This is a genomic window from Burkholderia territorii (assembly GCF_001718335.1).
Taxonomy (GTDB): domain Bacteria; phylum Pseudomonadota; class Gammaproteobacteria; order Burkholderiales; family Burkholderiaceae; genus Burkholderia; species Burkholderia territorii.
Genome location: NZ_CP013365.1, coordinates 861,591 through 885,945 on the forward strand (window position 1 = coordinate 861,591; position 24,355 = coordinate 885,945).

Sequence of the window (24,355 nt, forward strand, 5' to 3'; positions counted from 1 at the left end):
CGCGCGTGGCCATTTCCTTGCAACGGCGGCAGACATGATCAAGAACTTCGACTACACGCTCGGCAACGAGACGATCGCGCTGTGCGCCAGCTTCGGCGCGGGTCCCGCTTTCCGCCGCGTGCTCGTGAGCCGCGCGGATTCGATGGAGACGCTCGTGGTGCTCGACGCGCGCGGGCTGTCGGGCCTGCTGAAGGTGGCGACCGAAGAGCCGGAAGGCTTGCTCGACGATGCGATTCGCAAGGTCGGCGACGAACAGCTCGTCGAGCGGGCGATCAGCGGCCGGACGATCGTCGAAGCCGCGCTTTGAGCGGGCGGCGCGCGCAGGCCCGCATAGCCGGCCGCAACGCGCCGCCAGGCGTTGCAGCTTACGCGGCGAACCGGTCGGTCGCGGCGAGCAGCGCCTTCAGGATGCCCGGCTCGTTGTACGCGTGCCCGGCATCCGGCACGATCTCGAACGACGCGTCTGGCCATGCCTTCGCGAGTTCCCACGCGGTGCGCGCGGGTGTCGCGATGTCGTAGCGGCCCTGCACGATCACGCCCGGAATGCCGGCGAGGCGATGCGCGTCGCGCAGCAACTGGCCTTCGTCGACGAAACCGCGATTCACGAAGTAGTGATTCTCGATTCGCGCGAACGCGAGCGCGTAGTGGCCGTCCGCGAAATGGGCGGCCAATGCCGGATCGGGCAGCAGCGTGATCGTGCGGCCTTCCCAGATGCTCCATGCGCGCGCGGCTTCGAGCTTCGCGGCTTCGTCGTCGCCCGTGAGCCGGCGATGATAGGCGGCCATCAGGTCGCCGCGCTCGGCCTCCGGGATCGGCGCGAGGAATTCCTCCCACAGGTCCGGGAACAACCACGACGCGCCTTCCTGGTAGTACCACAGCAGTTCCGCGCGGCGCATCGTGAAGATGCCGCGCACGACGAGCGCGCTCACGCGCTGCGGGTGCGTCTGCGCATAGGCGAGGGCGAGCGCGCTGCCCCACGAGCCACCGAACACGAGCCACTGTTGCGCGCCCACCATCTCGCGCAGCCGCTCGATGTCGGCCACGAGGTCCCAGGTCGTGTTGTTGTCGAGGCTCGCATGCGGCGTCGAACGCCCGCAGCCGCGCTGGTCGAACAGCAGCACGTCGTAGCGCTCGGGATCGAACAGGCGACGATGGTCTGGGCTGCAGCCTGCGCCCGGGCCGCCGTGCAGGAACACCGCGGGCTTGCCGGACGGGTTGCCGCAGCGCTCCCAGTAGATCCGGTGGCCGTCGCCGGTGTCGAGGTGGCCGTGGGCGTAAGGTTCGATCGGTGGATACACAGGCAGGCTCCGGGTGAGGGTCGGCAGGAGAACGGACGAGGCACGGGCCGTGTGCGACCGGAATACCGCAGCGCCGGTATCGCGGATATTGCGGCGCCGCAAAATTCGTTGTGTCGGCATCGGACCGGCCATCGCCGGACAAGGCTTGTCATTATGCCCATTCATTTCGGCCGCCGTGTGCCGGCCGGCACTGCGCATGCGATGCGGCATGCGGGCCGCCATGCGCACCGAAATTTTTGAAGCAATTTCGTTCCGATATTTTTCAGACAAAATCCCGGCGACACATCGGCGAGCCGGTTGCGGGCGCCGGCCTTCATTCCGTTCCTCCACCGTGCCAACGGGAAACGAGCCGATGAACCATCGCGTCAAGCAGCTGACCGGGTTGCGCGCCGTCGCGGTCACGATGGTCGTCGTCGGCCATGCGGAGCACGTGCTGCCGGGCGGCTACACCGGCTGGTTCGCGCCGTTGCGGCTGATCGCAGACGGCCGGCTCGGCGTGCTGATCTTCTTCGTGCTCAGCGGTTTCCTGATCACCAACGTGTTGCGTGCGGAGTTCGCGCGCACCGGCGGGATTGCACTGACGTCGTTCTATGTGCGCCGTGCGCTGCGAATCTGGCCGGCCTGCTACGTGTATCTCGCGACCGTCGGCGTGCTTGCCTTTGCCGGCTGGCTCGACGTCGATCGCCGCCAGTGGCTGTATGCGGCGCTGCATCTGTGGAACTACTCGGCGTGGTTCGGGCTGACCGGCGACAACACGCTGCATCCGGCCGGCGCGTGGAATCTCGGGCATTTCTGGTCGCTCGCGCTCGAGGAGCAGTTTTACTGGTTCTGGCCGCTGCTGTTCGTGTATGGCGCCCGCCGTGGCGGCACGCGCTGGCTGGCCGCGCTGATCCTGGTCGTGCCGCTGGTGCGCGCGCTTACCTACTGCATTGCGCCGGCGCTGCGCGGCCAGCTCGGGATGATGCTGCATACGGGTGTCGATCCGATCCTGATCGGCTGCTACGCGGCGCTCAACCGCGAACGGCTCGAAGCATGGATTCGCTCATGGCGCGGCGAGTCGCGCATCGTGACGGCGCTCGTCTTGATCGTGCTGTTCGCGATGCCCGTTGCCGAACATCGGCTCGGCGGATTCTGGAATGCAACGTACGGCGTGACGCTCGAGGCCGCGCTGATCGCGATCGTGATCGTCGCGCTGAATTTTCGTAGCGACTTCTGGTGCGCGCGATGGCTGCGGGCTGCGCCGGTCGTGTTCGTCGGCACGATCTCGTTCAGCCTGTATCTGTGGCAGCAGCCGTTCGCGAATCCTGAACTCGCGGTTCCGCATGCGTTCCCGCTCGGTATCGTGTGGGCGCTGCTGGCCGCGACGGCCAGTTACTTCTTCGTCGAGAAACCGTTCCTGCGGTTGAAGGATCGTTTTACGGCACGCGAGGCGCGACGTGCGCGGGATGATGCCCTGCTCGGTGCGGTGCAGACGGATGCGATCGGGCCGAAGGTGGTGAAGTAGGCGAGTGCGGTTTGCGTGCCGACTCGCCGAAAAATCGGCGCAAACGAAAAAGGCCCTTGCGGGCCTTTCGTCGACCGGAAGCGGCTATTTACCGCGTCAGTGCCGTAAAACCGTCGAGCAGTCGATCGACGTCGGCCGCACCAATCGCGCCCATCGTCGAAATGCGGAACAGTTCCTTCGACAATCCGCCTTGCCCCGCGTAGATCACGAAGCCGCGCGCCTTCAGGCCGTCGTGCAGCGTCTCGTACGTGACGCCCTGCGGCAGCCGGTACGCGCGCAGCACGACCGACGATGCGCCTTCGGGCAGCACGAGCGGCATCCCGCGCGCCGCGAGTCCGGCCTGTGCCTGATCGGCGAGTGCCTTGTAATGCGCATGGCGCGCACGCCAGCCACCGGCTTCGTCGAACTCGCGCAGTGCTTCGACGAGCGCGTAATACGCATGCACGGACGGCGTGAACGGCGTATTGCGCTGGTCCTGCAGCTTTGCGAGACGCCCGAGGTCGAGGTAGTAGGTGCGGCTCGCGGCCTTCGCGAGCGCGGCGCGGCGCACGATCACGAACGCGGCGCCGGGCACGCCGTGCAGGCACTTGTTCGCGGTCGCGGCAACCGCGTCGATCACGCCGCCGGCGAAGTCGATCGCTTCGGCGCCGAAGCTGCTGACGCCGTCGACGAGCATTTTGACGCCGCGCGCACGGCATACGTCCGCGATCGCGCCGAGGTCGTTCAGCCGGCCGGTCGTCGTTTCGTGATGAATCACCGCGACGTGCGAATAACCGCCCGCGTCGAGACGCGCGGCGATCTGCGCGAGATCGGGCGCCTGCATCCATTCGTGCTTCAGCACGTCGTGCGCGATTCCGTATTGCGTCGCGATCTGCGTGATGCGCTCGCCGTACACGCCGTTCTCGATCACGAGCAGCTTGCCGTCCTGCGGCACGAGCGCCGCGATCATGCTTTCGACGGCGGCGGTGCCCGAGCCCGTCATCAGCACGGCGGCCCATTCGGCCGGATCGAGCGCGTAGGCGGCAACGAGGCGCGCACGCGCTTCATCCTGCAGATCGAAGAATTCGCTTTCGCGATGGCACAGGTCGGGTTGCAGCAGGCTGCGGCGCACGCGTTCGGTGAGCGTGACCGGGCCGGGATTCAGCAGCAGCATCAATGGGCTCCTTCAGCATGGGCTTCGACCCGTGCGGCGCCGATATGCCGCATCAGGCGGTTCTTCACGTCGACCGGTGTGACGGTCGGGCGGGGCAGGCCGTCGGGTACGCCCGTGCGGATCGCAAGCCGCACGAAGCGCGTGCCGTCCGCCGGGTGCGCCGCGTCGAGTGCCGCATCGAGTACGTCGAGCGTGTCGCCTTCGACCGCCGACGCATACCCGCACGCGGCCGCGACGCCCGCGAACGACACATGCCGCGACACGGTTGCCTGACCGCCGGTCGATTCGTGTGCGCCGTTGTCGAGCAGCACGTGCACGAGGTTGGACGGACCGTAGGTGCCGAGCGTCGCGAACACGCCCATGCGCATCAGCGCGGCGCCGTCGCCGTCGACCGCCACCACGCGCAGGTCGGGGCGCGCGAGCGCGAGACCGAGCGCGAGCGGCGTCACGCAGCCCATCGAGCCGACCATGTACAACTGGTTCGGGCGGTCGTCGATCGCATAGAGCTCGCGGCCGCAGAAGCCGGTCGACGCGAGCACGACGGTCGAATCGACCGGCGTGTGCGCGATCACGCGCTGCAGTGCGTCGTGGCGGGTCGGCCACGCGGCCGGCGCATCGGCGCGTGCCGCCGACTGCGCGGCGACGTGCGCGCGCGGCGCGGCCGCCGGGTTCGCCTTCAGCTCATATGGCGCGACGCTGCCTTTCTGCATCACGAGTGCGTACGGGCGGCCCGTCGTGTCCATGTGCGCGATCGCGCGGTCGAGCGCCGGGCCGACCTGTTCGGCGTCGGTCGGGAACGTCTCCCACGGAATCTCCATCGTGTCTAGCATCGCCGGCGTGATCGGACCCATCAGCGCGTGCTGCGGCTCGTCGGCCACGCCCGGCTGCCCGCGCCACGTGACGATCAGCAACTGCGGCAGCCGGAACGTCCACGTGAGCGACGTGAGCGGGCTCACGGCGTTGCCGAGCCCCGAGTTCTGCATCATCGCGATCCCGCGCTTGCCGCCGAGCGTGGCGCCGGCGATCAGCGCGACCGCGTCGCCTTCGTTCGCGGCCGACAGGTAATGCAGCGTCGGATCCTGCAGCACGTAGTTGATGAACGGCGTCAGGTACGAACACGGTACGCCCGCGTACCAGTCGAAGCCGCGTTCGCGCGCGGCCTCGACGAACTGGGCCGCTTCGATCATTGCGCGCCCCCGTTGCCGGCGCCCGGCTCGGACAGCGGCGTCTGGCCGTGTGCGAAGTCGCCCGCCCGGCGGAAGTCTTCCAGATCGTTGACGCCGCGCCAGTGGCCGTGCACGTACTGCACCTCGATCTTCTCGCCGGCGGCGATCAGTTCGTTGAGCAGCGACGGGATGTCGAGCGTGTCGAAATCGGGTCGCGCCTGCAGCGTCGCGAGCATTGCCTTCAGGCGCTCGACGCCCGCGCCGCGTACGTTCAGCAGGCCGATCCAGCGGCCGTGCGGCGTGCCGGCGGCGACGTCGCTCGATACACGTTGCAGATACGTCTTCTGACCGAACAGGCCGCGGTCGTCGGCGGCCGAGCACAGCGCGAAGTCGCGCACGCTCTGGTTGGTCTCGGTGAGCGACGAATCGACGACGACGCTGAACTCGGCCTCGCTCTCCGCGAGGTCGCGCAGGATGTAGCTGCGGAACAGCAGGTCGCCGTACGAGATCACGGTGTCGCCGGTCAGGCGTTCGGCCGCGCATGCGAGCGACGCGAGTTCGCCCGTTTGCGCATGGCGCTCGTTGACGACGAGCTTGATGCCCGACGTGTCGATCGCATCGGCGCGATAGCCGCCGACCACGGTGATGTCGTTCACGCCATGCTTCTTGAAGCCGTCGACGAGCCAGCGCAGCAGCGGCTTGCCGGCGACCGGCAGCATGACCTTGGGCTTGTCCTCGGTGACGGCTTCCAGGCCCTTGCCGCGGCTCGCGGCGAGCACGATCGCGGCGTTCGACGCGCGCGACGACGACGACAGGTAGATGCGCTCGGCGGCCGAGTATTCGTCGGCGTCCTGCAGGCGGAAGATCTCGTTGACCGACGCGACGCGATCCTCGACGTTGATCAGCGTCTCGTTTTCGTGGATTTCGCGCGCGACGGACTGCATCGCCGATGCCGACGCGCGGATCAGGTGGTTCGCCCAGATCACGGTGCTGATGCCGGCCTGGCGGAACACGTCGGTCGGCGTGCTGTAGTACTTGGTCGGCACGATCACGAGCGGCGCGCGGCCGCTCCATTCGCGTGCGAACTGCAGGATCTCGTCCGGGCGCGACAGCTTGCTGTGGATCAGGATCGCGTCCGCGCCGGCTTCCGCGTATGCGTTCGCGCGGCGCAGCGCCTCGTCCATTCCCCAACCGGCGATCAGCGCCTCGACGCGCGCGACGATCGAGAAGTCGGGGTCACTCTGCGAATCCTTGCCGGCCTTGATCTTGCCGCAGAACTCGTCGATCTCGGCGAGCGGCTGGCGCTCGCCGTCGATGAAGCTGTTCGTCTTCGGGAACTGCTTGTCCTCGATGCACACGCCGGCGATGCCGCGCTGCTCGAGCTTCTTCACGAGGCGGCGCACGTTGTTGAAGTTGCCGTAGCCGGTGTCGCCGTCGAGCAGGATCGGCAGGTCGCTCGCGTCGGCCATGAACTCGAGCACGTCGACGACCTGCGTCCAGCTCGCTTCGTTGTTGTCGCGCACGCCGAACTGCGCGGAGATCGCGAGGCCCGATGCCCAGATCCCCTTGAAGCCCGCTTCGCGGACGATCCGTGCCGACAGGCCGTTGTGCGCTTCCATCAGGAATTCGAGGTCGCTGCTGACGAGCATGCGGCGCAGGCGTGCGCTGCGCGATTCGGAGAAGTTGGGTTCGCGTGCGTTCATCGTGCGGCTCCTGCGGTCGTGCGTTGAATCAGGGGGAGAATGTCTTGCGTGGCGCGTGCGACGTCGTTCGGGAAGTCGATCTCGATCCACGGCGAGCCCGTGACGTCGGCCACGTCGAACGAATGGCCGCCTTCGAGCAGCAGGTCGCGCACGGCTTCCTCGTGCGGCATGTTCGCGCGGCCGCTGTCGACGTAGCCCGCGACGATCGTCGCGAGGCGGCGCGCGGTACCTTCGGTGAAGCGGAAGAAGCCGACCGACTCGCCGATCGTGTCGTACTCGAGGTCGACCGCGAGCTGCTTGCGCAGCTCGACCGGCACGCCGTTCTTCAGGCACAGCTTGACGGGCTCGTCGCCGGCCTCGAAGTCGCGATCGATCAGCAGGCGGTCGACCGCCTTGTCGGAATCGGCCACCAGCGCGTGCAGGATGTTCTCGTCGTACAGCACGTCCGCGTCCATCAGCAGCACGTCGCCGCCGCGCGTCATCGCATCGGCGACGGTGTGCACGGTCAGTACGCTGCCGAGGTCGTAGCGCTCGTTGATCACGATCTCGGCGCTGCGGCCGAGGCGCTTGAGCTCCTGCTCGACCTTCTCGTGCTGGAAGCCGAGCCCGAGCACGATTTCATCGACGCCCGCGGCGTCGAGCACGCGCAGATGGCGCTCGAGCAGCGACACGTCGTCGAAGCGCAGCAGGCACTTCGGGAATTGCGCCTCGGGCGGTTGTTGCAGGCGCAAGCCGAGGCCTGCCGCAAGAATGATGGCTCGCATGGGTTCTCCAACCAAAAAGCCGGCGGATCTGAACGATCAGTCGGCGATGGGCTGCGGCGCGCGGCGCCGCTGCCAGTTTCTTTCACTGAAATGCAGATAGAGCAGGCCGGGCAGGCCGAGCGCGAGTTCGCGCGCGCGCTTCGCGAGCGACAGCGCGAGCGCCGCCTCGGGCGGCAGGCCGACCAGCGGGGCGAGCAGCAGGTAGCCGCCTTCCTGTGCGCCGAGCGAGCCGGGAATCGCGAATGCCGCGCCGCGAATCGCCTGGCCGACGCTTTCGAGCAGCAGCGCGTCGAGCCAGCTGACCGGGTGCCCGAGGAAGTGCAGCGCGAGCCACACTTCGGCGGTGCCGACGATCCAGCCGACGAGGCTCAACGCGAAGGTCTTCGCGACCTTCGCGCGATCGCGGTAAAGCGCGCCGACGGCGTCGTCGATCGCGTCCGCGCGGGTCGCGAGCGACGACCAGTCGCGCGGGCCGAGCAACTTCGACGCGAGACGCAGCCCGCGGCCGAACAGCCCGCGCCGCTGCGCCGCGTAGAACGCGACGGCGAGCGCGCCCAGCACGCCGGTGGCGATCAGCGCCGGCGTGCGCAGGTGAGCGACCGATTCGTGCGTCGCATACAGGCTGAACGTGGCGATGCCGATCAGCGCGAAGGCCATCTGGGCGAGCGCCTGCATCGTCGTGCTGACGGTGACCGCGGCGGCCGCATCGGCCATCCGCGTGCCGCGCTGCGCGAGGTGGCGCACCATCAGCACCGGGCCGCCGATCTGGCCGGCGGGCAGCAGGCTGTTCACCGATTCGCCGACCCAGCGCGCACGCAGCGCGTCGCCGAGCTCCGCGCCCGCCTGGCCGCGGCGGAACATCACCGAGATCGCGAGCGCGTCGATCACGAGCGGTACGACGTGGAAGGCCGCGACCAGCGCGAGGCCCCAGCCGGCCGCGAGAAACGTCGACGCGACCGCGCCGACGCCCTGCCATGCGAGCAGGGCGACGAACAGTGCCGTTCCGAGGGACAGCAGGATCAGGCCGGCGCGTGTCATGACCCGGTCGACCGTCGCGCGGCCAGCTGCTTGAACACCTGGCGGAAACCGAAATACGCGATCGCGTCCTTCATGTTCGAGATGAAGCGCTTCCACGGCCGCATGCCGGGGTTGGTCACGTATTCGAAGGTGAGCGATACGCGCGTCTCGTTCTGGCCGAGCGGCGTGACGCGATGGCGCAGCTTGTCGCCGTCGAACAGCACGATGCCGCCGTCGGCGATCTGCACGGAGCCCGGTTCGTCGGGCACGTCCGGATTGCGCGTATGCAGCTCGTAGTCGAGCCGGCACGACGACTCGTCGATCACGCCGATCAGCAGCGTGTAGCGGCGGCCGTCGTAGTACGACGTGTCGTAGTGCCAGCCGATGTGGTCGCCCGGCTTCGTGTAGTAGTACAGCGCGTACGCATGCGGATCGTCGTCCGGCGACAGCATCAGCTTGTCGCCGGTGATCTTCTCGAGGAAGGCGATCAGCGCCTTCGACCGGTACAGCTCGGCAATGTACGGCGCCTGTTCGTCGATCGTGTGCCGGCTCACGCTGCCGCCCTGCTTGTGGCCGGGCAGGTAATTGCGGTTCAGGCCGGCCTGCATCGCGCGGGCGGCGGCCGCGAGCTTCGCGTGCGCGTCGGCCGGCAGGAAGGTGTCGAGGTACAGGAACGACCCCTGGCGCGTGTAGTCGCCGCGCAGGCGGTCGAGATCGAGACGGCCGACGCAGTCGGCCACGGTGCGATCGGGATCGGCCGCTGCCGCGCGCGCAGGCGCGGGACGTGCCGGGCTCAGCACGGAGTCGTCGCGCGTGCTAGGAGTCATTTGGAAGCCTGGATTTCGGTTGAACTTTGAGCGCCGCCGGACCTGTCGCTGCGCGCCAGGCCGCCCGAGGAGGACGCGAAAACCTGGGGCTGCGCGGCATTTTCGTGCGGAACGCCGCTGCGGCGCACGATACGCCACCAGTCGATCACGACCCACGCGGCGAACAGCGGGGCGCCGATCGATGCCGCGAGCAGGAACGGCTGGACGCCGTCGACGAGCGTGACGATCGGCAGCAGGTAGAGGACGTCTTCCGTCTCGAAGCCGCCGGCGAACGCCTGTTTGGTGCCAGCCTTGCCGGCGATCGATTCGATTCGCATGCGCAGGAAGAAGATCAGCGCGACGGCCGCGCCGGCCACCGCACCGAGCAGCACCGGCGACGCGGCCATCTGGCCGCCCTGGGCGACGATGCCGACGCCCATGCTGACGAACAGCGCGACCGTGACGAGCGCGTCGGCCGCGAGGTCGTAAAAGTGACCGATCTTGCTGGATTTGCCGCTGATGCGCGCGAGTTCGCCGTCGGTGTGGTCGACGAAATTCGACAGCACGATCAGGAACGCGCCCGCGTTGCTCCAGCCGAAGCCGCCTTGCGCAAGGCACCAGGCGCCGGCGACGCCGATCAGCAGACGAAGGGTGGTGAGGTGATTCGGGGTGACCGGCGTGTCGATCAGCGGCCGGACGAGCGAGCGCGCGAGCCGCGCATCCCAGGTGCGTGGCAGCGGAGGTTCGGAATGTGTGGCGGTTTTTCTTTGGTCCATCGGCGAAATATATACGGAATTGTAATTTGTTGCTTTTTCTTCGACCAATGTCCTGACATGCGGGAGTGTTACCGCGCATTCCGGGCATCGGCCCGTTGCGAACCGGGGGCACGAAACGGCGTTCGCGCAGGCAGACCTTACCTGTTCCAGTGTGGTTCGCATCGCGCGGCTGTCAAGGGTGGACGGGCCCTGTACACGGGCCTCGCGGCGATGCGCGCGTGTCGATGCGTTGACGTGCATCAGGCTCGCAAATGCCGCGTCGGGCGACAATCGGCCGCGCTGATCGCCGAGCGGCCATCGAATGCGGATTCTTCGCGTTCATGCGGTGAATCCGGGGCGGTGTCGGCCTATTCACGTTCCGTCGTTTGTAATTTTCGCGAGGAAAACTGGCAGCCGGCTTTCCCGTACCTTTCGGATGCATGTACGTGCAGCTGCCATGGCTGTCACAGAACGGTCGTTCGATACCCGGCGCATTCAGCAAGTATCTTTTGCATCCAGCGGACATTTCGCGGCGATGGCCTCTGCGATACTCCGACCGTGCCCGTGGTGCCGGGCCGCCCCTCGCGGCCCCAAGGGCTTCGCGTCGCTCAGGAGACACCCCCCGCGACGTCAACGACAGACCACAAGCGTCAGATATACAGCCATGTCTTCTTCACGCATCCTCGCTCCCGCCCTGCGATCGCTCGTCCGCACCGCCGACGAAGCCGCCGCGCTGATTCGTCCCGGCATGACCGTCGCCATGAGCGGCTTCACCGGCTCGGGCTACCCGAAGGCCGTGCCCGCCGCGCTCGCCGCCCATATCGAAGCGGCCCACGCGCGCGGCGAGGATTTCCGGATCAACGTGCTGACGGGCGCATCGACGGCGCCGGAACTCGACGGCGCGCTCGCCCGCACCGACGGCATCTCGATGCGCCTGCCGTACCAGTCCGACCCGACGCTGCGCGACAAGATCAACGCCGGTGAAGTCGACTACCAGGACGTCCACCTGAGCCACGTCGCGCAATACGCATGGTTCGGGCTGTACGGCGACCTCGACGTCGCGATCGTCGAAGTCGCGGGCATCCGCGAGGACGGGCGGCTGATTCCGTCCGCGTCGATCGGCAACAACAAGACGTGGCTCGAGCAGGCGAAGCACGTGATCCTGGAAGTCAATGCGCGCCAGCCGCTCGGTCTCGACGGGATGCACGACGTCTATTACGGCACCGCGCTGCCGCCGCACCGCAAGCCGATTCCGCTGACGAAAAGCGACGACCGCATCGGCGAACCGTACCTGCGCTGCCCGGCGGAGAAGATCGTCGCGATCGTCGAGACCGACGCGCCGGACCGCAGCAACGCGTTCTCCGCGCCGGACGCCACGTCGAAGCAGATCGCGCTGCAACTGATCGACTTCCTGCGCCACGAAGTGAAGCGCGGCCGCCTGCCGGAGAACCTGCTGCCGCTGCAGTCGGGCGTCGGCAACATCACGAACGCGGTACTCGCGGAGCTGAGCTCGGCCGGCTTCTCGAACCTGACCGCGTACACCGAAGTGATCCAGGACGGCATGCTCGACCTGCTCGACGACGGCACGCTGAGCTTCGCGTCGGCCACCGCGCTGTCGCTGAGCCCGGCCGCCGTGCAGCGCTTCGCCGACGAGATCGCGACGTTCCGCGAAAAGATCCTGCTGCGTCCGCAGGAGATCAGCAACCATCCGGAACTCGTGCGCCGCCTCGGCTGCATCGCGATGAACGGGATGATCGAAGCCGACATCTACGGCAACGTGAATTCGACGCACGTGATGGGCACGAAGATCCAGAACGGGATCGGCGGCTCGGGCGACTTCGCGCGCAACGGCTACCTGTCGTGCTTCATGTCGGCCAGCACCGCGAAGGGCGGGGCGATCTCGCGGATCGTGCCGATGGCGAGCCACGTCGACCATACCGAGCACGACGTCGCGGTGGTCGTCACCGAGCAGGGGCTCGCCGACCTGCGCGGCCTGTCGCCGAAGCAGCGTGCGCGCAAGATCATCGCGACCTGCGCGCATCCCGACTACCGGCCGATGCTCGAGGACTACTTCGAGCGCGCGTCGCGCGAGAGCTTCGGCAAGCACACGCCGCACCTGCTCGCCGAAGCGCTGTCGTGGCACGAACGCTACGTGCGCACCGGGACGATGAAGGCCTGACGTTGCGGCCCGCGGCGGGCCCGTGCCCGTCGCATCGTCAATCCATCGCCGCATGCGCGACGTCCACGCTCGCCGTTTTCCGCGGCGGGCGGATCAGCAGCAACAGCGGGATCATCAGCAGCGTCGCGACGAACATCAGCTTGAAGTCGTTCAGGTAGGCGATCATCGCGGCCTGCTGGTTGATCGTGCGGTCGAGCAGCGCGATGTCGACGTGACTGCCGGCCATCGCCTGCACGGCCGGGTTGAATGGCGTGATGTGGGTCGCGAGGTCCGCATGCGCGACTTGCGTGTTGCGCGTCATCAGCGTCTGCACGATCGAGATGCCGATACTGCTGCCGATGTTGCGCATCAGGCTGTAGGTGGCCGTGCCGTCCGCGCGCAGCTCGGGCTGCAGCGTCGAGAACGACAGCGCGCTCAGCGGCACGAACACGAGCCCCAGCCCGAAGCCCTGGATCACGCCGGGCCACACGATGTCCGCCTCGGACAGCACGATCGTGTACTGCATCATCTGCCACAGCGCGAGCGCGGAAATCGCCAGTCCGGCGAACAGCAAAGCCCGCGCATCCACGTATTTCAACAAGCGCCCGACGAACAGCATCGCGATCATGGTCCCGGCGCCACTTGGCGCTGTGACGAGGCCCGTCGTCGCGACCGGATAGCCCATCAGGTTCTGCAACATCGGCGGCAACAGCGCGCGCGTCGCGTACAACACCGCGCCGACGACGAAGATGAACAGCGTGCCGGTCGCGAAGTTGGGGTCGCGCAGCAGTTCCGACTTGAAGAACGACGCCTTGCCGACCGTCGCGGTGTGCACGAGGAAGAATGCGAAGCTCAGTGCGGCGACGAGCGCCTCGATGCGGATTTCGTACGAGCCGAACCAGTCGAGCTGTTCGCCGCGATCGAGCATCGCCTGGAATGCGCCGATCGCGAGCGCGAGCGTCGCGAAGCCGAACGCGTCGAATTTCACGTGCGGGCGTGGCGCGCGGGCGGGCAGGAAGGTCAGCACGCCGGCCAGCGCGAACGCGCCGATCGGCACGTTGATGAAGAACACCCAGCGCCAGTTGTAGCTGTCGGTCAGCCAGCCGCCGAGCGTCGGGCCGAGGATCGGCCCGACCATCACGCCCATCCCCCAGATCGCCATCGCCTGGCCCTGTTTCTCGCGCGGATTGATGTCGAGCAGGATCGACTGCGACAGCGGCACCAGCGCGGCGCCGAACACGCCTTGCAGCAAGCGCGCGCCGACGATCTGCACGAGCGACTCGGACAGCCCGCACAGCGCGGACGCGATCGTGAAGCCCGCGATCGAGAGGGTCAGCAGCCGCTTCATGCTGAGGCGGTCGGAGAGCCAGCCGGTCAGCGGCGTCGCGATCGCGGCGGCGACGATGTAGGAGGTGAGCACCCAGGTAATTTCGTCCTGCGACGCGGACAGCGTGCCCTGCATGTGCGGCAGCGCGACGTTTGCGATCGTGCTGTCGAGGGTCTGGATCAGCGTCGCGAGCATGATCGACAAGGTCAGCATCGGCCGGTTGAGGGCGAGCGGCGAGGCGGGGGCATCGGCGGCGGGGTTCAAGCGTGTCTCCGTGGGGCGGCCGCCGTGGGCGGCGATCCGGTATGGCTCGAATTATAAGCACGCTTATTATATTCGTGCTCATCGCCTGGCGGATGGCGAGGGTGATTCGCGGCCTGCCCCTATAATCGCCGCATGGACGAGACTTACGAGAACCGGATCGGCTACCTGATTTCCGACGTGGCCCGCCTGCAAGGACGCCTGTTCGACCGGCGCGCGAAGCGCATCGGATTGACGCGCGCGCAAAGCCGCGTGCTCGCGTACCTGACGTGGAAGGGCGAGATGAACCAGGCGCGGCTCGCGCAATGGCTCGAGATCACGCCGATCTCGCTGACGCGGCTGCTCGACCGGATGGAAGCCTGCGGGTGGATCGAACGCAGCGCGAACGACGACGACCGCCGTGCGTTCGTGATCCGGCTGACCGACAAGTCGCGCGACATCTTTCCGCAGATGCTGGAGGTGGGTGACACCGTCACCGACGACGGGCTGCGCGGCTTCACGCGCGACGAGCGCGACACGCTCGTGCGCCTGCTCGGCCGCGTGCGCCGCAACCTGATCGACAGCGGCGGCGAATGAACGCGGCGGGCGATGCATCGACGATGCGGCCCGGCAAGCCGGAACGCCGCCGGATGAAGTCTCGCTCCGAATACCCGATTCCTGACGTTGCCGTGCCGTGTCGTTCCCGCGGTGGTCAGCAGAATGCGCGGCGCGAAATCGGATGAGGTCGGCGCGGTCGCGGCGACACGGCCTGCCGGGCCGCGAATCGCCTTCGGTCATTCATGGCGGCCCAGGCTTGTGTCGAAGGAGTCGAGCGACTATCTTGCAACTTCAAGTTCACTTGAGATCGAGCATGAGCCGTCTGGATATCGCCGAAGTCGCGCGCCGCTCGGGATTGCCCGCGTCGACGCTGCGCTACTACGAGGAAAAGGGATTGATCGTGCCGAACGGCCGTCACGGGCTGCGGCGCCAGTACGACGAGTCGGTGCTGGAGCGCCTTGCGCTGATCGCGCTCGGCCGCGAGGCCGGTTTTTCGCTGGACGACATCCTCGCGATGATCGACGCGGACGGCCGGCCCGCGATCGATCGCGCGAAGCTGGACGACAAGGCCGACGAGCTCGACCGAACGATCCGCCGTCTCGGCGCGGTGCGCGACGCGTTGCGGCATACGGCCGTTTGCCCGGCGCCGAACCATCTCGAGTGTCCGTCGTTCCGCAAGCTGCTGCGCATCGCGGCGCATCGCCATCCGGCGCGTCGCATGAAGACGGAAGGCGCGTAAAGGGTCGGGTCGCGCGGTTTGTCGAAGCACGGCCGCTTGGGCGCGCCGCGCGGCGGCCGTGCAATGGCGGCGGCGTCCGCACGTGTCATCCCGCGTAATACACGCGGCATTCCATCTCGCGTCCCCGCACGATGCGCTTGCCGACGAGCGCGCCGAGCGTTTCGGTGACGACGGTCCGCTGATACTCGCATTGCAACGCATCGTAGAAGTAGAGCGCGACCCAGTCCGCGGTGCGACCGGACTCCTGCGGGCGTGCCGGATACGGGCACAGCGCGGTGAAATGCCAGCCGCCTTTCGTCATGTGCATCACCGGCGGCTGAATGCTCACGTCCGCGTTCAGCCGACGTGACACGAGCGTGGGCAGGATCCCGGCGGCGGCCTTGTTGCGGTACAGGCGATCGATGTAGAGCAGCAGTTCGACCGGCGGCTCGGTGCCGAGGCCGGCGTCGCGCGCGTGGCCTTGCCAGCGTCGGCGCCGGCTCAGCACGTCGTCGAGCGCCGCGCGGATGCCGGCCGCGCGCCGCGGGCCGACGCCGGGGATCGCTTCGAGCTGGCCGCTGCGGGCCGCGCGTTCGAGATCCTCGAGCGTATCGATGTGCAACTGGTCGTGAATTCGCAGGGCAAGCGCGTGGCCGATGCCCGGCACGGCTTCGAATGCCGACACGCGCTCCGCGTCGCCGCGCAGCCGGTCGAGCAGGCGCCAGCGTCCGGTCACCAGCAGTTCGGCGATCGCCTGCGCGACGCCCGTGCCGACCTCCGGCAGTGCGCCGAGCGCATCGACACCGCCCGCATCGAAGCGCGTGCGAATACCGTCCGCGAGTGATTCGATCGTATCGGCCGATGCGCGGTAGGCGGCAACCCGATAAGGATTCGCGCCCTGATCGGCAAGCAACTGCGCGGCCTCGCGCAGGCAGGCCGCGATCTGCCGGTTTTCCTCGTGTGTTTGGCTGATGGTCGTTTGCATGTGGGGCGCCCGGTGATGTGCAAACGGATGGACACCGCGCGCAGCGCGCCGGTCCACTTGTTATTTCAGCACATTGTCATGACGAGCGACGAGGAAAACTTGATGTGCGTCAATGGCAAACGTTGCACGTGCCGCACCGGGGCCGCGCGTGCGTGCCTCTGCTGCGGCACGCACGCACGCGCGACGTGACGCGTTAGGCGTCCAGGAACGAGTGTGCGCCCTCTGCCTCCGCGGCCATGCGCAGCGTGGCGAGCGCGCGCTTCTCGATCTGCCGCACGCGTTCGCGCGACATCCCCGCGTCCTGCGCGATCGCGTCGTAGGTGTCGGGCTCGGCGCCGCCAAGACCGAACCGCCGGCGCAGCACGTCGGCCTCGGTCGGCGTGACCGAGCGCAACAGCGACGTCACGCATTCGCGCATGCGCGTGTCCGCCAGCCGCTCGAACGGGCTTGCCGAAGCCTGGTCCTCGAGCAGGTCGACGAGACCGGTATCCGCGTCGGGCAGCGGCGTGTCGAGCGACAGCGGCTCGGCAGGCAGCGCGAGCACCGCGCGCAGCTTGTCCTCGGCGAGTCCGGTTTCGGCCGCGAGTTCGGCCGGCGTCGCGCGGCGGCCCGTGCGCTGGCGAAAGCGCAGCGCATGGCGCTGCACGCGCTGGTACTGGTCGCCGACGTGCACGGGCACGCGGATCGTGCGCGAGCGGTCGGCCACCGCGCGCGCGACCGCCTGCCGGATCCACCAGGTCGCGTAGGTCGAGAACTTGAAACCGCGCCGGTATTCGAACTTCTCGATCGCACGCATCAGCCCGAGGCAGCCGTCCTGCACCAGATCGGGCAGGTCGACGCCGCGGTTCATGTACTTGCGCGCGATCGACAGCACGAGGCGCAGGTTTGCCTCGAGCATCGCCCGCGTGCCGTCACGCACCTTTTGCTGGCCGTCGCTCAGCGCGGCGCCGAGCGCGCGCCGCGCGACGGCGTCGAAGCACGCGGCGTCGGTGCCGGCGGCGGCGTTCGTCCCGCCTTCCGCCGGAGCGGCGGCGAGCGCGCGCAGGACGCGGCTCGCTTCGTCGACGGCAGGCGCTACCCACGCGAGCGTGCCGAGCAGCGCGGTCAGACGATTACGCGCATCGCGGTACTCGGCCGAGCGGCAACCTTGCATGTGCAATGCGTCGCGCACCGCCGCCACCGCGTCCTGCAGCACGTCGTAGCGCGCAGGTGCGGGCGCATCGGCTCCGCCATCGTCGATGTCGTCGCCTTCGTTGGCGGTCGCACCGCTTGCGCGCGTTGCGGCATGGTGCGCGAGCAGCGTCTCGACCGCTGCCGGCCAGCCGGCGAGCGCGTGAAGGACCTGATGGCGGCCCGTTTCGATCTCGCGAGCAAGGACGATTTCGTCCTCGCGCTTGAGCAGCGGCACCGCGTGGATGCGCCGCATGTACAGCGCGAGCGGATCGGTCGATGCACTGGCGCCACGGGCAAGATCGCCGAGCAGCGCGCGGCCTTCGTCGAGCGCGTCGCGATCGACGTCGACCGGTGCGGCGCCCGCGAACGGCGCCGGCGCGGCGGGCTCGTCGAGCACGGCGATGCCGATGTCCGCGAGCGCTGCGCGCACGACGTCCAGCGCGTCGGGGCTGTCGCTTTCCGGCGGCAGCGCGTCGACGAGGTCGGCGTGCGTCAGATAACCCTGTTCGCCGGCAAGCGCCAGCAGCTGGATGATCGGATCGAGGGGCGTGTCCGCCCGAAGCGTGGGGCGTGGCGTAGTCATGTCGATGGCGGCGCGAGCCGCGTTCCTGTCTGTGCGGGCCGAAGTCCGCGGATTGCAGGCCGCCGGGGGCCGCGGACACCCGTCCGCGCCGGTCAGCCTGACTCGATAGTCAACTTGAGGGCATTTGCGCCAACTTCAACGTCGGCGCGGCTGACGCGCGAGCACGCGGCATGCCCGCATGATCGCGCCCCGTCTTTTGGTGTGGCGAAACAAAAAGTAACCGATCAAACCCGCAGAAATATGCGGCGGACGTAAGCTAGAGTCAGGCGCGCGCCACGCGGCGACGCGCCGATTTACCGCGGAGCCTCGAATGAACCAGATTCCCGCCGCGCGGCCCGTCGTCATGGCGCTGACCATGCTCATGCTGAGCGGCTGTTATTACACCGGCCCGTACGGCTATGCGCCGTATTACGCACCCGTGCCCGCGACGGTGTCGCAGCGCGAGCTTCCGGTCGCGCCGGCATCCGCCGGATCGAGCGCGCCGTCGACGTCCACGGTGCCGCCACCGGCAGACGATTACGCTTACGTACCGGCTCCGGTATATGTCGCGCCGGCGTACGTGCCTTACCCGGCCTACTATCCCGCGTACTACCCGGGCTGGTACGGGCCGCCCGTCGCGATCGGCCTCGGTTTCTGGGGGCATTGGGGCGGCGGCTACCGCGGCGGATACTGGCACCGTCCGTGGGGCGGCGGCCACTGGGGAGGCGGGCATTGGGGCGGGGGCCACCGACACTGACCGACGCGCGGCGACCCCGCGCGGGAGAGCACCATGAGCAACACGATCATCCGAAGTCTGTGCGCCGTCCTGTTCGGCATCGTGGCGGCGCCTGGCATCGCCGACGCGCAAAGCAGCGCCTACACGAACTCGGCGGCCGAGATCTTTGCGGGGCCGGCACCCGATTATCCGGTCGTTGCGCAGATTCCACCGGGCACCGCGCTGGACGTGTTCGGCTGCCTGAGCGACTACTCGTGGTGCGACGTCGCGCTGCCGGGTGTGCGCGGCTGGATCGACGCGGAGCAGCTCGATTATCCGTACCAGGGCAATTACGTGCCGTTGCTCGAGTACGGCGCGATCATCGGTGTGCCGGTGACCGGCTTCGCGATCGGCGCGTACTGGGACCGCTATTACCGCCATCGGCCGTGGTTTCACGATCGCGACCGCTGGGAGCATCGCGCCGAGCCGCGCATCGGCCCCGGCGGGACGCAGCCCGGCTACGGGCATCCGCAGCCGGGCGGGCCGATTCAGCGCGCGCCGGGCGGTGAGCCAGCGGAGCGGCACGATGCACGGCCATCGGCCACGCGCGGTGGCTGGAGCGGCCCGAACCGTGCGCCGGCGCCACAGGCAGCGCCTGCGCCCGCGCCTGCGCCCGCGCCGAGGCCCGGCGGTGGCGCCGTGCATCAGCCGGCACCGCCGCAGGCGCCGGCACCCAGCGGTGGCGCGGCGCGCATGATGGCGCCGCCGACGTATCAGGGCGGCGGCGGCGCGCGGGCGCAAGGTGGCGGAAACCACGGCGGCGGCGGTGGTGGCGGATGGGGCGGCACCGACGAGTTCCGTCATTGATCGATTGACGGCGCCCGGTGTGGGGGCTTCCGGCTGGCGCCGGACGAAAAAAAACCGCTCCGAAGAGCGGCTTCCGTATCATGCGGGCGGGCCGTTAGCGCGGCCCGACGCACCGCATTAGTCGTCGAGCAGCGACAGGTCGCGCACGGCGCCCTTGTCGGCCGACATCACCAGCTTCGCATAGGCCTTCAGCGCAGCGGACACCTTGCGCGGGCGCGGTTGCGCCGGCTTCCAGCCCTTCGCGTTCTGCTCTTCGCGGCGACGTGCGAGTTCCTCGTCCGAAACGAGCACGTTGATCGTGCGGTTCGGGATGTCGATGCGGATCCGGTCGCCGTCGCGCACGAGGCCGATCGCGCCGCCCGCAGCGGCTTCCGGCGAGCAGTGACCGATCGACAGGCCCGACGTGCCGCCCGAGAAGCGGCCGTCCGTCAGCAGCGCACATGCCTTGCCGAGGCCCTTCGACTTGATGTAGCTGGTCGGGTACAGCATTTCCTGCATGCCGGGGCCGCCCTTCGGGCCTTCGTAGCGCACGATCACCACGTCGCCGGCCTTGACCTTGTCGTTCAGGATGTTCTCGACCGCTTCGTCCTGCGACTCCGTCACGTGGGCGGAGCCCTCGAACACGAGGATGCTTTCGTCGACACCGGCCGTCTTCACCACGCAGCCGTCGAGCGCGATGTTGCCGGTCAGCACGGCGAGGCCGCCTTCCTTCGAGAACGCATGCTCGTACGAGCGGATGCAGCCTTCGGCACGGTCGAGGTCGAGGCTCGGCCAGCGCGTGTTCTGGCTGAACGCGACCTGCGTCGGGATCCCGGCCGGGCCGGCCAGATAGAACGTGCGGACCGCTTCGTCTTCCGTACGAACGATGTCCCACTGGTCGAGCGCATCCTTCAGCGTCGGCGCGTGCACGGTCGGCACGTCGGTGTGCAGCTTGCCGGCGCGGTCCAGCTCGCCGAGGATCGCCATGATGCCGCCCGCGCGGTGCACGTCCTCGATGTGATACTTGTTCGTGTTGGGCGCGACCTTGCACAGCTGCGGCACGACGCGCGACAGGCGATCGATGTCCTTCATCGTGAAGTCGATGCCAGCTTCCTGCGCGATCGCGAGCAGGTGCAGGATCGTGTTGGTCGAACCGCCCATCGCGATGTCGAGCGTCATCGCGTTCTCGAACGCCTTGAAGCCGACCGAGCGCGGCAGCACGCGCATGTCGTCCTGCTCGTAGTGCTGGCGGGTCAGCTCGACGATGCGGCGGCCGGCGCGCTTGAACAACTGCTCGCGATCGGCGTGCGTCGCGACGACCGTGCCGTTGCCCGGCAGCGACAGGCCGAGGGCCTCGGTCAGGCAGTTCATCGAGTTCGCGGTGAACATGCCCGAGCACGAACCGCAGGTCGGGCAGGCCGAGCGTTCGACCTCGGCGACGTCGGCATCCGAATACGACTGGTCGGCCGCGATCACCATCGCGTCGACGAGGTCGAGCTTCTTCAGCTCGATGGCCTTGGTGACCGGGTTCGCGAGGCGCGTCTTGCCGGCTTCCATCGGGCCGCCCGACACGAAGATCACCGGAATGTTGAGGCGCATCGCGGCCATCAGCATCCCCGGCGTGATCTTGTCGCAGTTCGAGATGCACACCATCGCGTCCGCGCAGTGCGCGTTCACCATGTACTCGACCGAGTCGGCGATGATGTCGCGGCTCGGCAGCGAATAGAGCATGCCGTCATGACCCATCGCGATGCCGTCGTCGACGGCGATCGTGTTGAATTCCTTCGCGACGCCGCCGGCGGCTTCGATCTCGCGCGCGACGAGCTGGCCGAGATCCTTCAGGTGCACGTGCCCGGGCACGAACTGCGTGAACGAGTTGACGACCGCGATGATCGGTTTCGAGAAATCGTCGTCTTTCATGCCGGTGGCGCGCCACAGCGAGCGCGCACCTGCCATGTTGCGACCGGCGGTGGAAGTTTTGGAACGGTATGTGGGCATGGTGATGGCTGAAGAAATATCGCGGAAATGGGTGGAGGCACGGGAATGGAGGCCTCTCGCGCGCCCGTGCGAACAACCTCTTGAGCTGCGCCCTGGGCAAACTCGTCGATTATCCCACAGCCGCAGGGCATGCGGCCGCCGCGGGAGCGGGCGGTGCCGGTGGTGCGCGTGGACGCGGGCGCGGAACACGCCAGTCGAACCGGGCGGCGGCTTCATCGCCCGTCCTGCCGGCGATGAAGCCGCGCGCCGCGATCGCGCGTCAGTCGAGCAGCGTCAGGATTTCGTCGTACAGTGCCTTCGGAATCCGCACGCCGTGCGTGATGCTGCGCGCTCGGGCGTCGAAGCGCCGTTGCGACGGCAGCCGCGCGCCTTGCCCGGTGATCGACGCGAACATCCGCTCGCCGCGCGCGAGGCCCGCGTCGAGATCGTCGCCGAGAAACACCTTCGGGTCGAACGCGATCACGAGTTCGCCATGGCATGGCGTCGCGCCGACGCCTTCGTCGAAGTCCATCGACTCCTGGCTCGTCATGTCGCCGATCAGCGCGCCGCCGAGCAGCTCGACCATCGCCGCGAGCGCGGAGCCCTTGTGGCCGCCGAACGTGCGCATCGCGCCTTGCAGCGCGGCCTTCGGATCGGTGGTCGGCTGCCCGTCGGCGTCGATGGCCCAGTGCGGCGGGATCGCCTTGCCCTGTTTCGCGTGCAGCTCGATGTCGCCGCGTGCGATCGCACTCGTCGCGAAATCGAATACGAAGGGCACGCCAACCGGGCGCGGCCACGCGAACGCGATCGGGTTCGTGCCGAACACCGGCTCGCGGCCGCCTTCCGGCGCGACCCAGCTATGGCTCGGGTTCATCGCGATGCCGACCAGCCCTTCTGCGGCGATCGCCTCGACCTCCGGCCACAGCGCCGAGAAGTGGTAGCAATGGTTGATCGCCATCGCGGCGATCCCGTGCTGCTTCGCCATCTCGACGAGCACCGGCAGGCCGGTTTCGAAGCTCAGCAGCGAGAAGCCGCGATGAGCATCGACCGCGACGATCGACGACGACAACCGGCGCAGCGTCGGCACGGCCTTCGGGTCGACCTTGCCCTTCTTCAGCGAGCGCACGCACACGAGCAGCCGGTACACGCCGTGCGAGTGGCACTCGTCGCGCTGGCCCTGCGTGATCACGCGGGCGATCGCCTGCGCGTGCGCATCGGACATCCCGTGGTGCGTCAGCACCCGCAACGCGAGTGCATGCACGTCATCGAGCGACAGGACGACTTCGGCAAGCGGCTCAGACATCGTGTGCCTCCCGCGGCGCCAGCACGCCGTCGATGCGCTGCGGCACGTTCAGCGGATTGCCGTTGCGGATCGCGTCGGGCAGCAGCGCGTCCGGCACGTCCTGATACGACACGGGGCGCAGGAAACGCTCGATCGCGCGTGCGCCGACCGACGTCGTGCGCGTGTCGGACGTGGCCGGGAACGGGCCGCCGTGCACCATCGCATGACCGACCTCGACGCCCGTGCCGAAGCCGTTGACGAGAATGCGGCCGGCCTTGCGCTCCAGCGTCGGGCGCAGCGCGGCGAACAGCGCGGCATCGTCGGCGGCGAGGTGCGCGGCGATCGTCAACTGGCCTTCGAGCGACTTCAGCACGCGGTGCAGCGTATCGGCATCCGGGCAACGCACGATGAGCGACGCGGGGCCGAACACTTCGTCACGCAGTTCCGGGTGGGCGATGAACGCGTCCGCCGACGTCGCGAACAGCGCAGCGCGCGCCTGGTAGCGGCCGCCTTCCACGCCTTGCGCCAGCAGCTCGACGGCGCCGTGCGCGCGCAGGGCGGCCACGCCTTGTGCGTAGCTCGCGTGGATGTGCGGCGTCAGCATCGTCTGCGCGGAGACCGCCTGCACGGCGGTGGCCGCCGCGGCTTCGAACGCGCGCAGCGCGGGGCCGTCGACGGCGAGCACGAGGCCCGGGTTGGTGCAGAACTGGCCGGCGCCCAACGCGAGCGATGCGACGAATTGCGGCGCGATCGCGTCGTGGCGCGCGTCGAGCGCGGCCGGGAACAGCAGCACCGGGTTGATCGAGCTCATTTCCGCATAGACGGGAATCGGCTCGTGGCGCGCGGCCGCGATGTTCATCAGCGCGACACCGCCGCGGCGCGAGCCGGTGAAGCCGACGGCCTTGATGCGCGGATCGGCGACGAGCGCTTGGCCGATTTCGCGCGACGCGTCGAACAGCAGCGAGAACACGCCGGCCGGCAGCCCGCATTCGCGCACGGCCTGCTGGATCGCGCGGCCGACGAGCTCGGACGTGCCCGGATGCGCGGAGTGCGCCTTGACGATCACCGGGCAGCCGGCGGCGAGGGCCGACGCCGTATCGCCGCCCGCGACCGAGAACGCGAGCGGGAAGTTCGACGCGCCGAACACGGCGACCGGCCCGATCGCGACGTTGCGCAGGCGCAGATCGACGCGCGGCAGCGGCTTGCGGTCCGGGCGGGCCGGATCGATGCGCGCATCGACGTAAGCGCCGTCGCGCACGAGCGACGCGAACAGCGCGAGCTGGCCGACCGTGCGGCCGCGTTCGCCCTCGATGCGCGCGCGCGGCAGGCCCGTTTCGATGACGCAGCGCTCGATCAGCTCGTCGCCCAGCGCCATGATGTTGCGGCCGATCGCGTCGAGAAACGCGGCGCGTTGCTCGGGGCGCGTTTCGCGATATGTGTCGAAGGCTTCGTCGGCGAGCGCGCAGGCCGTCTCCAGGTCGTGCAGGCTCGCGCCGCCGAACGCGGGCTCGAGCGGTTCGCCGGTCTCGGCGGCGATCGCGTGAAGGGTGCCGTTCTGTCCGGCAACGGCCGACTGGCCGATCAGGAGCTGACCTGTGAGTTGCATGTTTCTTCCTCGGAAAATGCGGGGCCGGGCGTGGTGCGCCCG

General features: G+C 68.5%; 21 protein-coding genes. 7 read left to right on the forward strand and 14 right to left on the reverse strand.

Features of this window, described 5'->3' with window-relative positions:
* Positions 1-34 precede the first annotated feature (34 nt).
* Positions 35-307, forward strand: a complete 273-nt coding sequence (locus WS51_RS03900) for a hypothetical protein (RefSeq protein ID WP_059450605.1) — start codon at positions 35-37, stop codon at positions 305-307.
* Positions 308-365: 58 nt separating this feature from the next.
* Here WS51_RS03900 and pip read toward each other — a convergent pair whose 3' ends face one another.
* Entirely contained in the window at positions 366-1,298 is a 933-nt protein-coding gene (pip, locus tag WS51_RS03905; RefSeq protein WP_059507237.1) for a prolyl aminopeptidase, read from the reverse strand.
* A gap of 352 nt (positions 1,299-1,650) precedes the next feature.
* Here pip and WS51_RS03910 point away from each other — a divergent pair, with 352 nt between their 5' ends.
* Positions 1,651-2,802, forward strand: a complete 1,152-nt coding sequence (locus WS51_RS03910) for an acyltransferase family protein (protein WP_069228627.1) — start codon at positions 1,651-1,653, stop codon at positions 2,800-2,802.
* An 88-nt stretch (positions 2,803-2,890) separates the two neighbouring features.
* Here WS51_RS03910 and WS51_RS03915 read toward each other — a convergent pair whose 3' ends face one another.
* Genes WS51_RS03915 through WS51_RS03945 form a run of 7 tightly spaced genes read right to left on the reverse strand, consistent with a single transcriptional unit; the run spans position 2,891 to position 10,187 of the window.
* Positions 2,891-3,955: a 2-aminoethylphosphonate aminotransferase gene (locus WS51_RS03915; protein ID WP_059450602.1), complete on the reverse strand. Its 1,065-nt coding sequence runs from the start codon at positions 3,953-3,955 to the stop codon at positions 2,891-2,893.
* On the reverse strand, positions 3,955-5,142 hold the full coding sequence (aepY, locus tag WS51_RS03920) for a phosphonopyruvate decarboxylase (protein ID WP_069228628.1): 1,188 nt from the start codon (positions 5,140-5,142) through the stop codon (positions 3,955-3,957). Before aepY ends, WS51_RS03915 begins: the two co-directional genes overlap by 1 nt.
* A complete protein-coding gene (gene aepX, locus WS51_RS03925) occupies positions 5,139-6,824 on the reverse strand; it encodes a phosphoenolpyruvate mutase (RefSeq protein ID WP_059507240.1) in 1,686 nt (561 codons plus the stop codon). Before aepX ends, aepY begins: the two co-directional genes overlap by 4 nt.
* On the reverse strand, positions 6,821-7,588 hold the full coding sequence (locus WS51_RS03930; RefSeq protein WP_059450599.1) for a phosphocholine cytidylyltransferase family protein: 768 nt from the start codon (positions 7,586-7,588) through the stop codon (positions 6,821-6,823). The genes aepX and WS51_RS03930 overlap by 4 nt, the downstream gene beginning before the upstream one ends.
* 36 nt (positions 7,589-7,624) lie before the next feature.
* On the reverse strand, positions 7,625-8,626 hold the full coding sequence (locus WS51_RS03935) for an HpnL family protein (protein WP_059507241.1): 1,002 nt from the start codon (positions 8,624-8,626) through the stop codon (positions 7,625-7,627).
* On the reverse strand, positions 8,623-9,432 hold the full coding sequence (locus WS51_RS03940; RefSeq protein ID WP_059950698.1) for a HalD/BesD family halogenase: 810 nt from the start codon (positions 9,430-9,432) through the stop codon (positions 8,623-8,625). The genes WS51_RS03935 and WS51_RS03940 overlap by 4 nt, the downstream gene beginning before the upstream one ends.
* The gene (locus tag WS51_RS03945) at positions 9,429-10,187 is read right to left on the reverse strand and encodes a CDP-alcohol phosphatidyltransferase family protein (protein ID WP_059450596.1); all 759 of its coding nucleotides are present in this window, start codon (positions 10,185-10,187) and stop codon (positions 9,429-9,431) included. Before WS51_RS03945 ends, WS51_RS03940 begins: the two co-directional genes overlap by 4 nt.
* Before the next feature lie 643 nt (positions 10,188-10,830).
* On the opposite strand from WS51_RS03945, the gene WS51_RS03950 reads away from it, so the two are divergent.
* Positions 10,831-12,345 carry an acetyl-CoA hydrolase/transferase family protein gene (locus WS51_RS03950; RefSeq protein ID WP_059450595.1) on the forward strand — a complete coding sequence of 505 codons (1,515 nt, stop codon included), beginning with the start codon at positions 10,831-10,833 and terminating at the stop codon, positions 12,343-12,345.
* A gap of 37 nt (positions 12,346-12,382) precedes the next feature.
* Here WS51_RS03950 and WS51_RS03955 read toward each other — a convergent pair whose 3' ends face one another.
* On the reverse strand, positions 12,383-13,915 hold the full coding sequence (locus WS51_RS03955) for a DHA2 family efflux MFS transporter permease subunit (protein ID WP_069228629.1): 1,533 nt from the start codon (positions 13,913-13,915) through the stop codon (positions 12,383-12,385).
* A 132-nt stretch (positions 13,916-14,047) separates the two neighbouring features.
* On the opposite strand from WS51_RS03955, the gene WS51_RS03960 reads away from it, so the two are divergent.
* Together WS51_RS03960 and WS51_RS03965 are read left to right on the forward strand one after the other, a co-directional pair.
* Positions 14,048-14,488, forward strand: a complete 441-nt coding sequence (locus WS51_RS03960) for a MarR family winged helix-turn-helix transcriptional regulator (RefSeq protein ID WP_059540879.1) — start codon at positions 14,048-14,050, stop codon at positions 14,486-14,488.
* 274 nt (positions 14,489-14,762) lie between these two features.
* On the forward strand, positions 14,763-15,188 hold the full coding sequence (locus WS51_RS03965) for a helix-turn-helix domain-containing protein (RefSeq protein ID WP_059798979.1): 426 nt from the start codon (positions 14,763-14,765) through the stop codon (positions 15,186-15,188).
* 85 nt (positions 15,189-15,273) lie between these two features.
* Here the strand turns inward: WS51_RS03965 and WS51_RS03970 are convergent, their stop codons facing one another.
* A complete protein-coding gene (locus tag WS51_RS03970) occupies positions 15,274-16,152 on the reverse strand; it encodes a helix-hairpin-helix domain-containing protein (protein ID WP_059798980.1) in 879 nt (292 codons plus the stop codon).
* Positions 16,153-16,345: 193 nt separating this feature from the next.
* Entirely contained in the window at positions 16,346-17,908 is a 1,563-nt protein-coding gene (locus tag WS51_RS03975; protein ID WP_059847390.1) for a sigma-70 family RNA polymerase sigma factor, read from the reverse strand.
* Positions 17,909-18,218: 310 nt separating this feature from the next.
* Between WS51_RS03975 and WS51_RS03980 the strand changes: the two genes are divergently transcribed.
* Both WS51_RS03980 and WS51_RS03985 read left to right on the forward strand, forming a co-directional pair.
* The gene (locus tag WS51_RS03980) at positions 18,219-18,644 is read left to right on the forward strand and encodes a hypothetical protein (protein WP_060272317.1); all 426 of its coding nucleotides are present in this window, start codon (positions 18,219-18,221) and stop codon (positions 18,642-18,644) included.
* 33 nt (positions 18,645-18,677) lie between these two features.
* Entirely contained in the window at positions 18,678-19,469 is a 792-nt protein-coding gene (locus WS51_RS03985) for an SH3 domain-containing protein (protein WP_069228630.1), read from the forward strand.
* 117 nt (positions 19,470-19,586) lie between these two features.
* On the opposite strand, the gene ilvD is transcribed toward WS51_RS03985, so the two are convergent.
* The 3 genes from ilvD to WS51_RS04000 form a co-directional block, all read right to left on the reverse strand.
* On the reverse strand, positions 19,587-21,446 hold the full coding sequence (gene ilvD, locus WS51_RS03990) for a dihydroxy-acid dehydratase (RefSeq protein WP_059450588.1): 1,860 nt from the start codon (positions 21,444-21,446) through the stop codon (positions 19,587-19,589).
* A gap of 259 nt (positions 21,447-21,705) precedes the next feature.
* Entirely contained in the window at positions 21,706-22,728 is a 1,023-nt protein-coding gene (locus WS51_RS03995; RefSeq protein ID WP_069228631.1) for an Ldh family oxidoreductase, read from the reverse strand.
* A complete protein-coding gene (locus tag WS51_RS04000) occupies positions 22,721-24,313 on the reverse strand; it encodes an aldehyde dehydrogenase (NADP(+)) (RefSeq protein WP_069228632.1) in 1,593 nt (530 codons plus the stop codon). The genes WS51_RS03995 and WS51_RS04000 overlap by 8 nt, the downstream gene beginning before the upstream one ends.
* Between the last annotated feature and the right edge of the window lie 42 nt (positions 24,314-24,355).

Coding starts and splice junctions, on each gene's coding strand:
- WS51_RS03940 (WP_059950698.1), bottom strand. CDS start 9,432: ATGACTCCTAGCACGCGCGACGACTCCGTGCTGAGCCCGGCACGTCCC.
- WS51_RS04000 (WP_069228632.1), bottom strand. CDS start 24,313: ATGCAACTCACAGGTCAGCTCCTGATCGGCCAGTCGGCCGTTGCCGGA.
- WS51_RS03995 (WP_069228631.1), bottom strand. CDS start 22,728: ATGTCTGAGCCGCTTGCCGAAGTCGTCCTGTCGCTCGATGACGTGCAT.
- WS51_RS03900 (WP_059450605.1), top strand. CDS start 35: ATGATCAAGAACTTCGACTACACGCTCGGCAACGAGACGATCGCGCTG.
- WS51_RS03950 (WP_059450595.1), top strand. CDS start 10,831: ATGTCTTCTTCACGCATCCTCGCTCCCGCCCTGCGATCGCTCGTCCGC.
- ilvD (WP_059450588.1), bottom strand. CDS start 21,446: ATGCCCACATACCGTTCCAAAACTTCCACCGCCGGTCGCAACATGGCA.
- WS51_RS03930 (WP_059450599.1), bottom strand. CDS start 7,588: ATGCGAGCCATCATTCTTGCGGCAGGCCTCGGCTTGCGCCTGCAACAA.
- WS51_RS03980 (WP_060272317.1), top strand. CDS start 18,219: ATGAACCAGATTCCCGCCGCGCGGCCCGTCGTCATGGCGCTGACCATG.
- WS51_RS03960 (WP_059540879.1), top strand. CDS start 14,048: ATGGACGAGACTTACGAGAACCGGATCGGCTACCTGATTTCCGACGTG.
- aepX (WP_059507240.1), bottom strand. CDS start 6,824: ATGAACGCACGCGAACCCAACTTCTCCGAATCGCGCAGCGCACGCCTG.
- aepY (WP_069228628.1), bottom strand. CDS start 5,142: ATGATCGAAGCGGCCCAGTTCGTCGAGGCCGCGCGCGAACGCGGCTTC.
- WS51_RS03910 (WP_069228627.1), top strand. CDS start 1,651: ATGAACCATCGCGTCAAGCAGCTGACCGGGTTGCGCGCCGTCGCGGTC.
- WS51_RS03975 (WP_059847390.1), bottom strand. CDS start 17,908: ATGACTACGCCACGCCCCACGCTTCGGGCGGACACGCCCCTCGATCCG.
- WS51_RS03915 (WP_059450602.1), bottom strand. CDS start 3,955: ATGCTGCTGCTGAATCCCGGCCCGGTCACGCTCACCGAACGCGTGCGC.
- WS51_RS03970 (WP_059798980.1), bottom strand. CDS start 16,152: ATGCAAACGACCATCAGCCAAACACACGAGGAAAACCGGCAGATCGCG.
- WS51_RS03945 (WP_059450596.1), bottom strand. CDS start 10,187: ATGGACCAAAGAAAAACCGCCACACATTCCGAACCTCCGCTGCCACGC.
- WS51_RS03935 (WP_059507241.1), bottom strand. CDS start 8,626: ATGACACGCGCCGGCCTGATCCTGCTGTCCCTCGGAACGGCACTGTTC.
- WS51_RS03985 (WP_069228630.1), top strand. CDS start 18,678: ATGAGCAACACGATCATCCGAAGTCTGTGCGCCGTCCTGTTCGGCATC.
- WS51_RS03965 (WP_059798979.1), top strand. CDS start 14,763: ATGAGCCGTCTGGATATCGCCGAAGTCGCGCGCCGCTCGGGATTGCCC.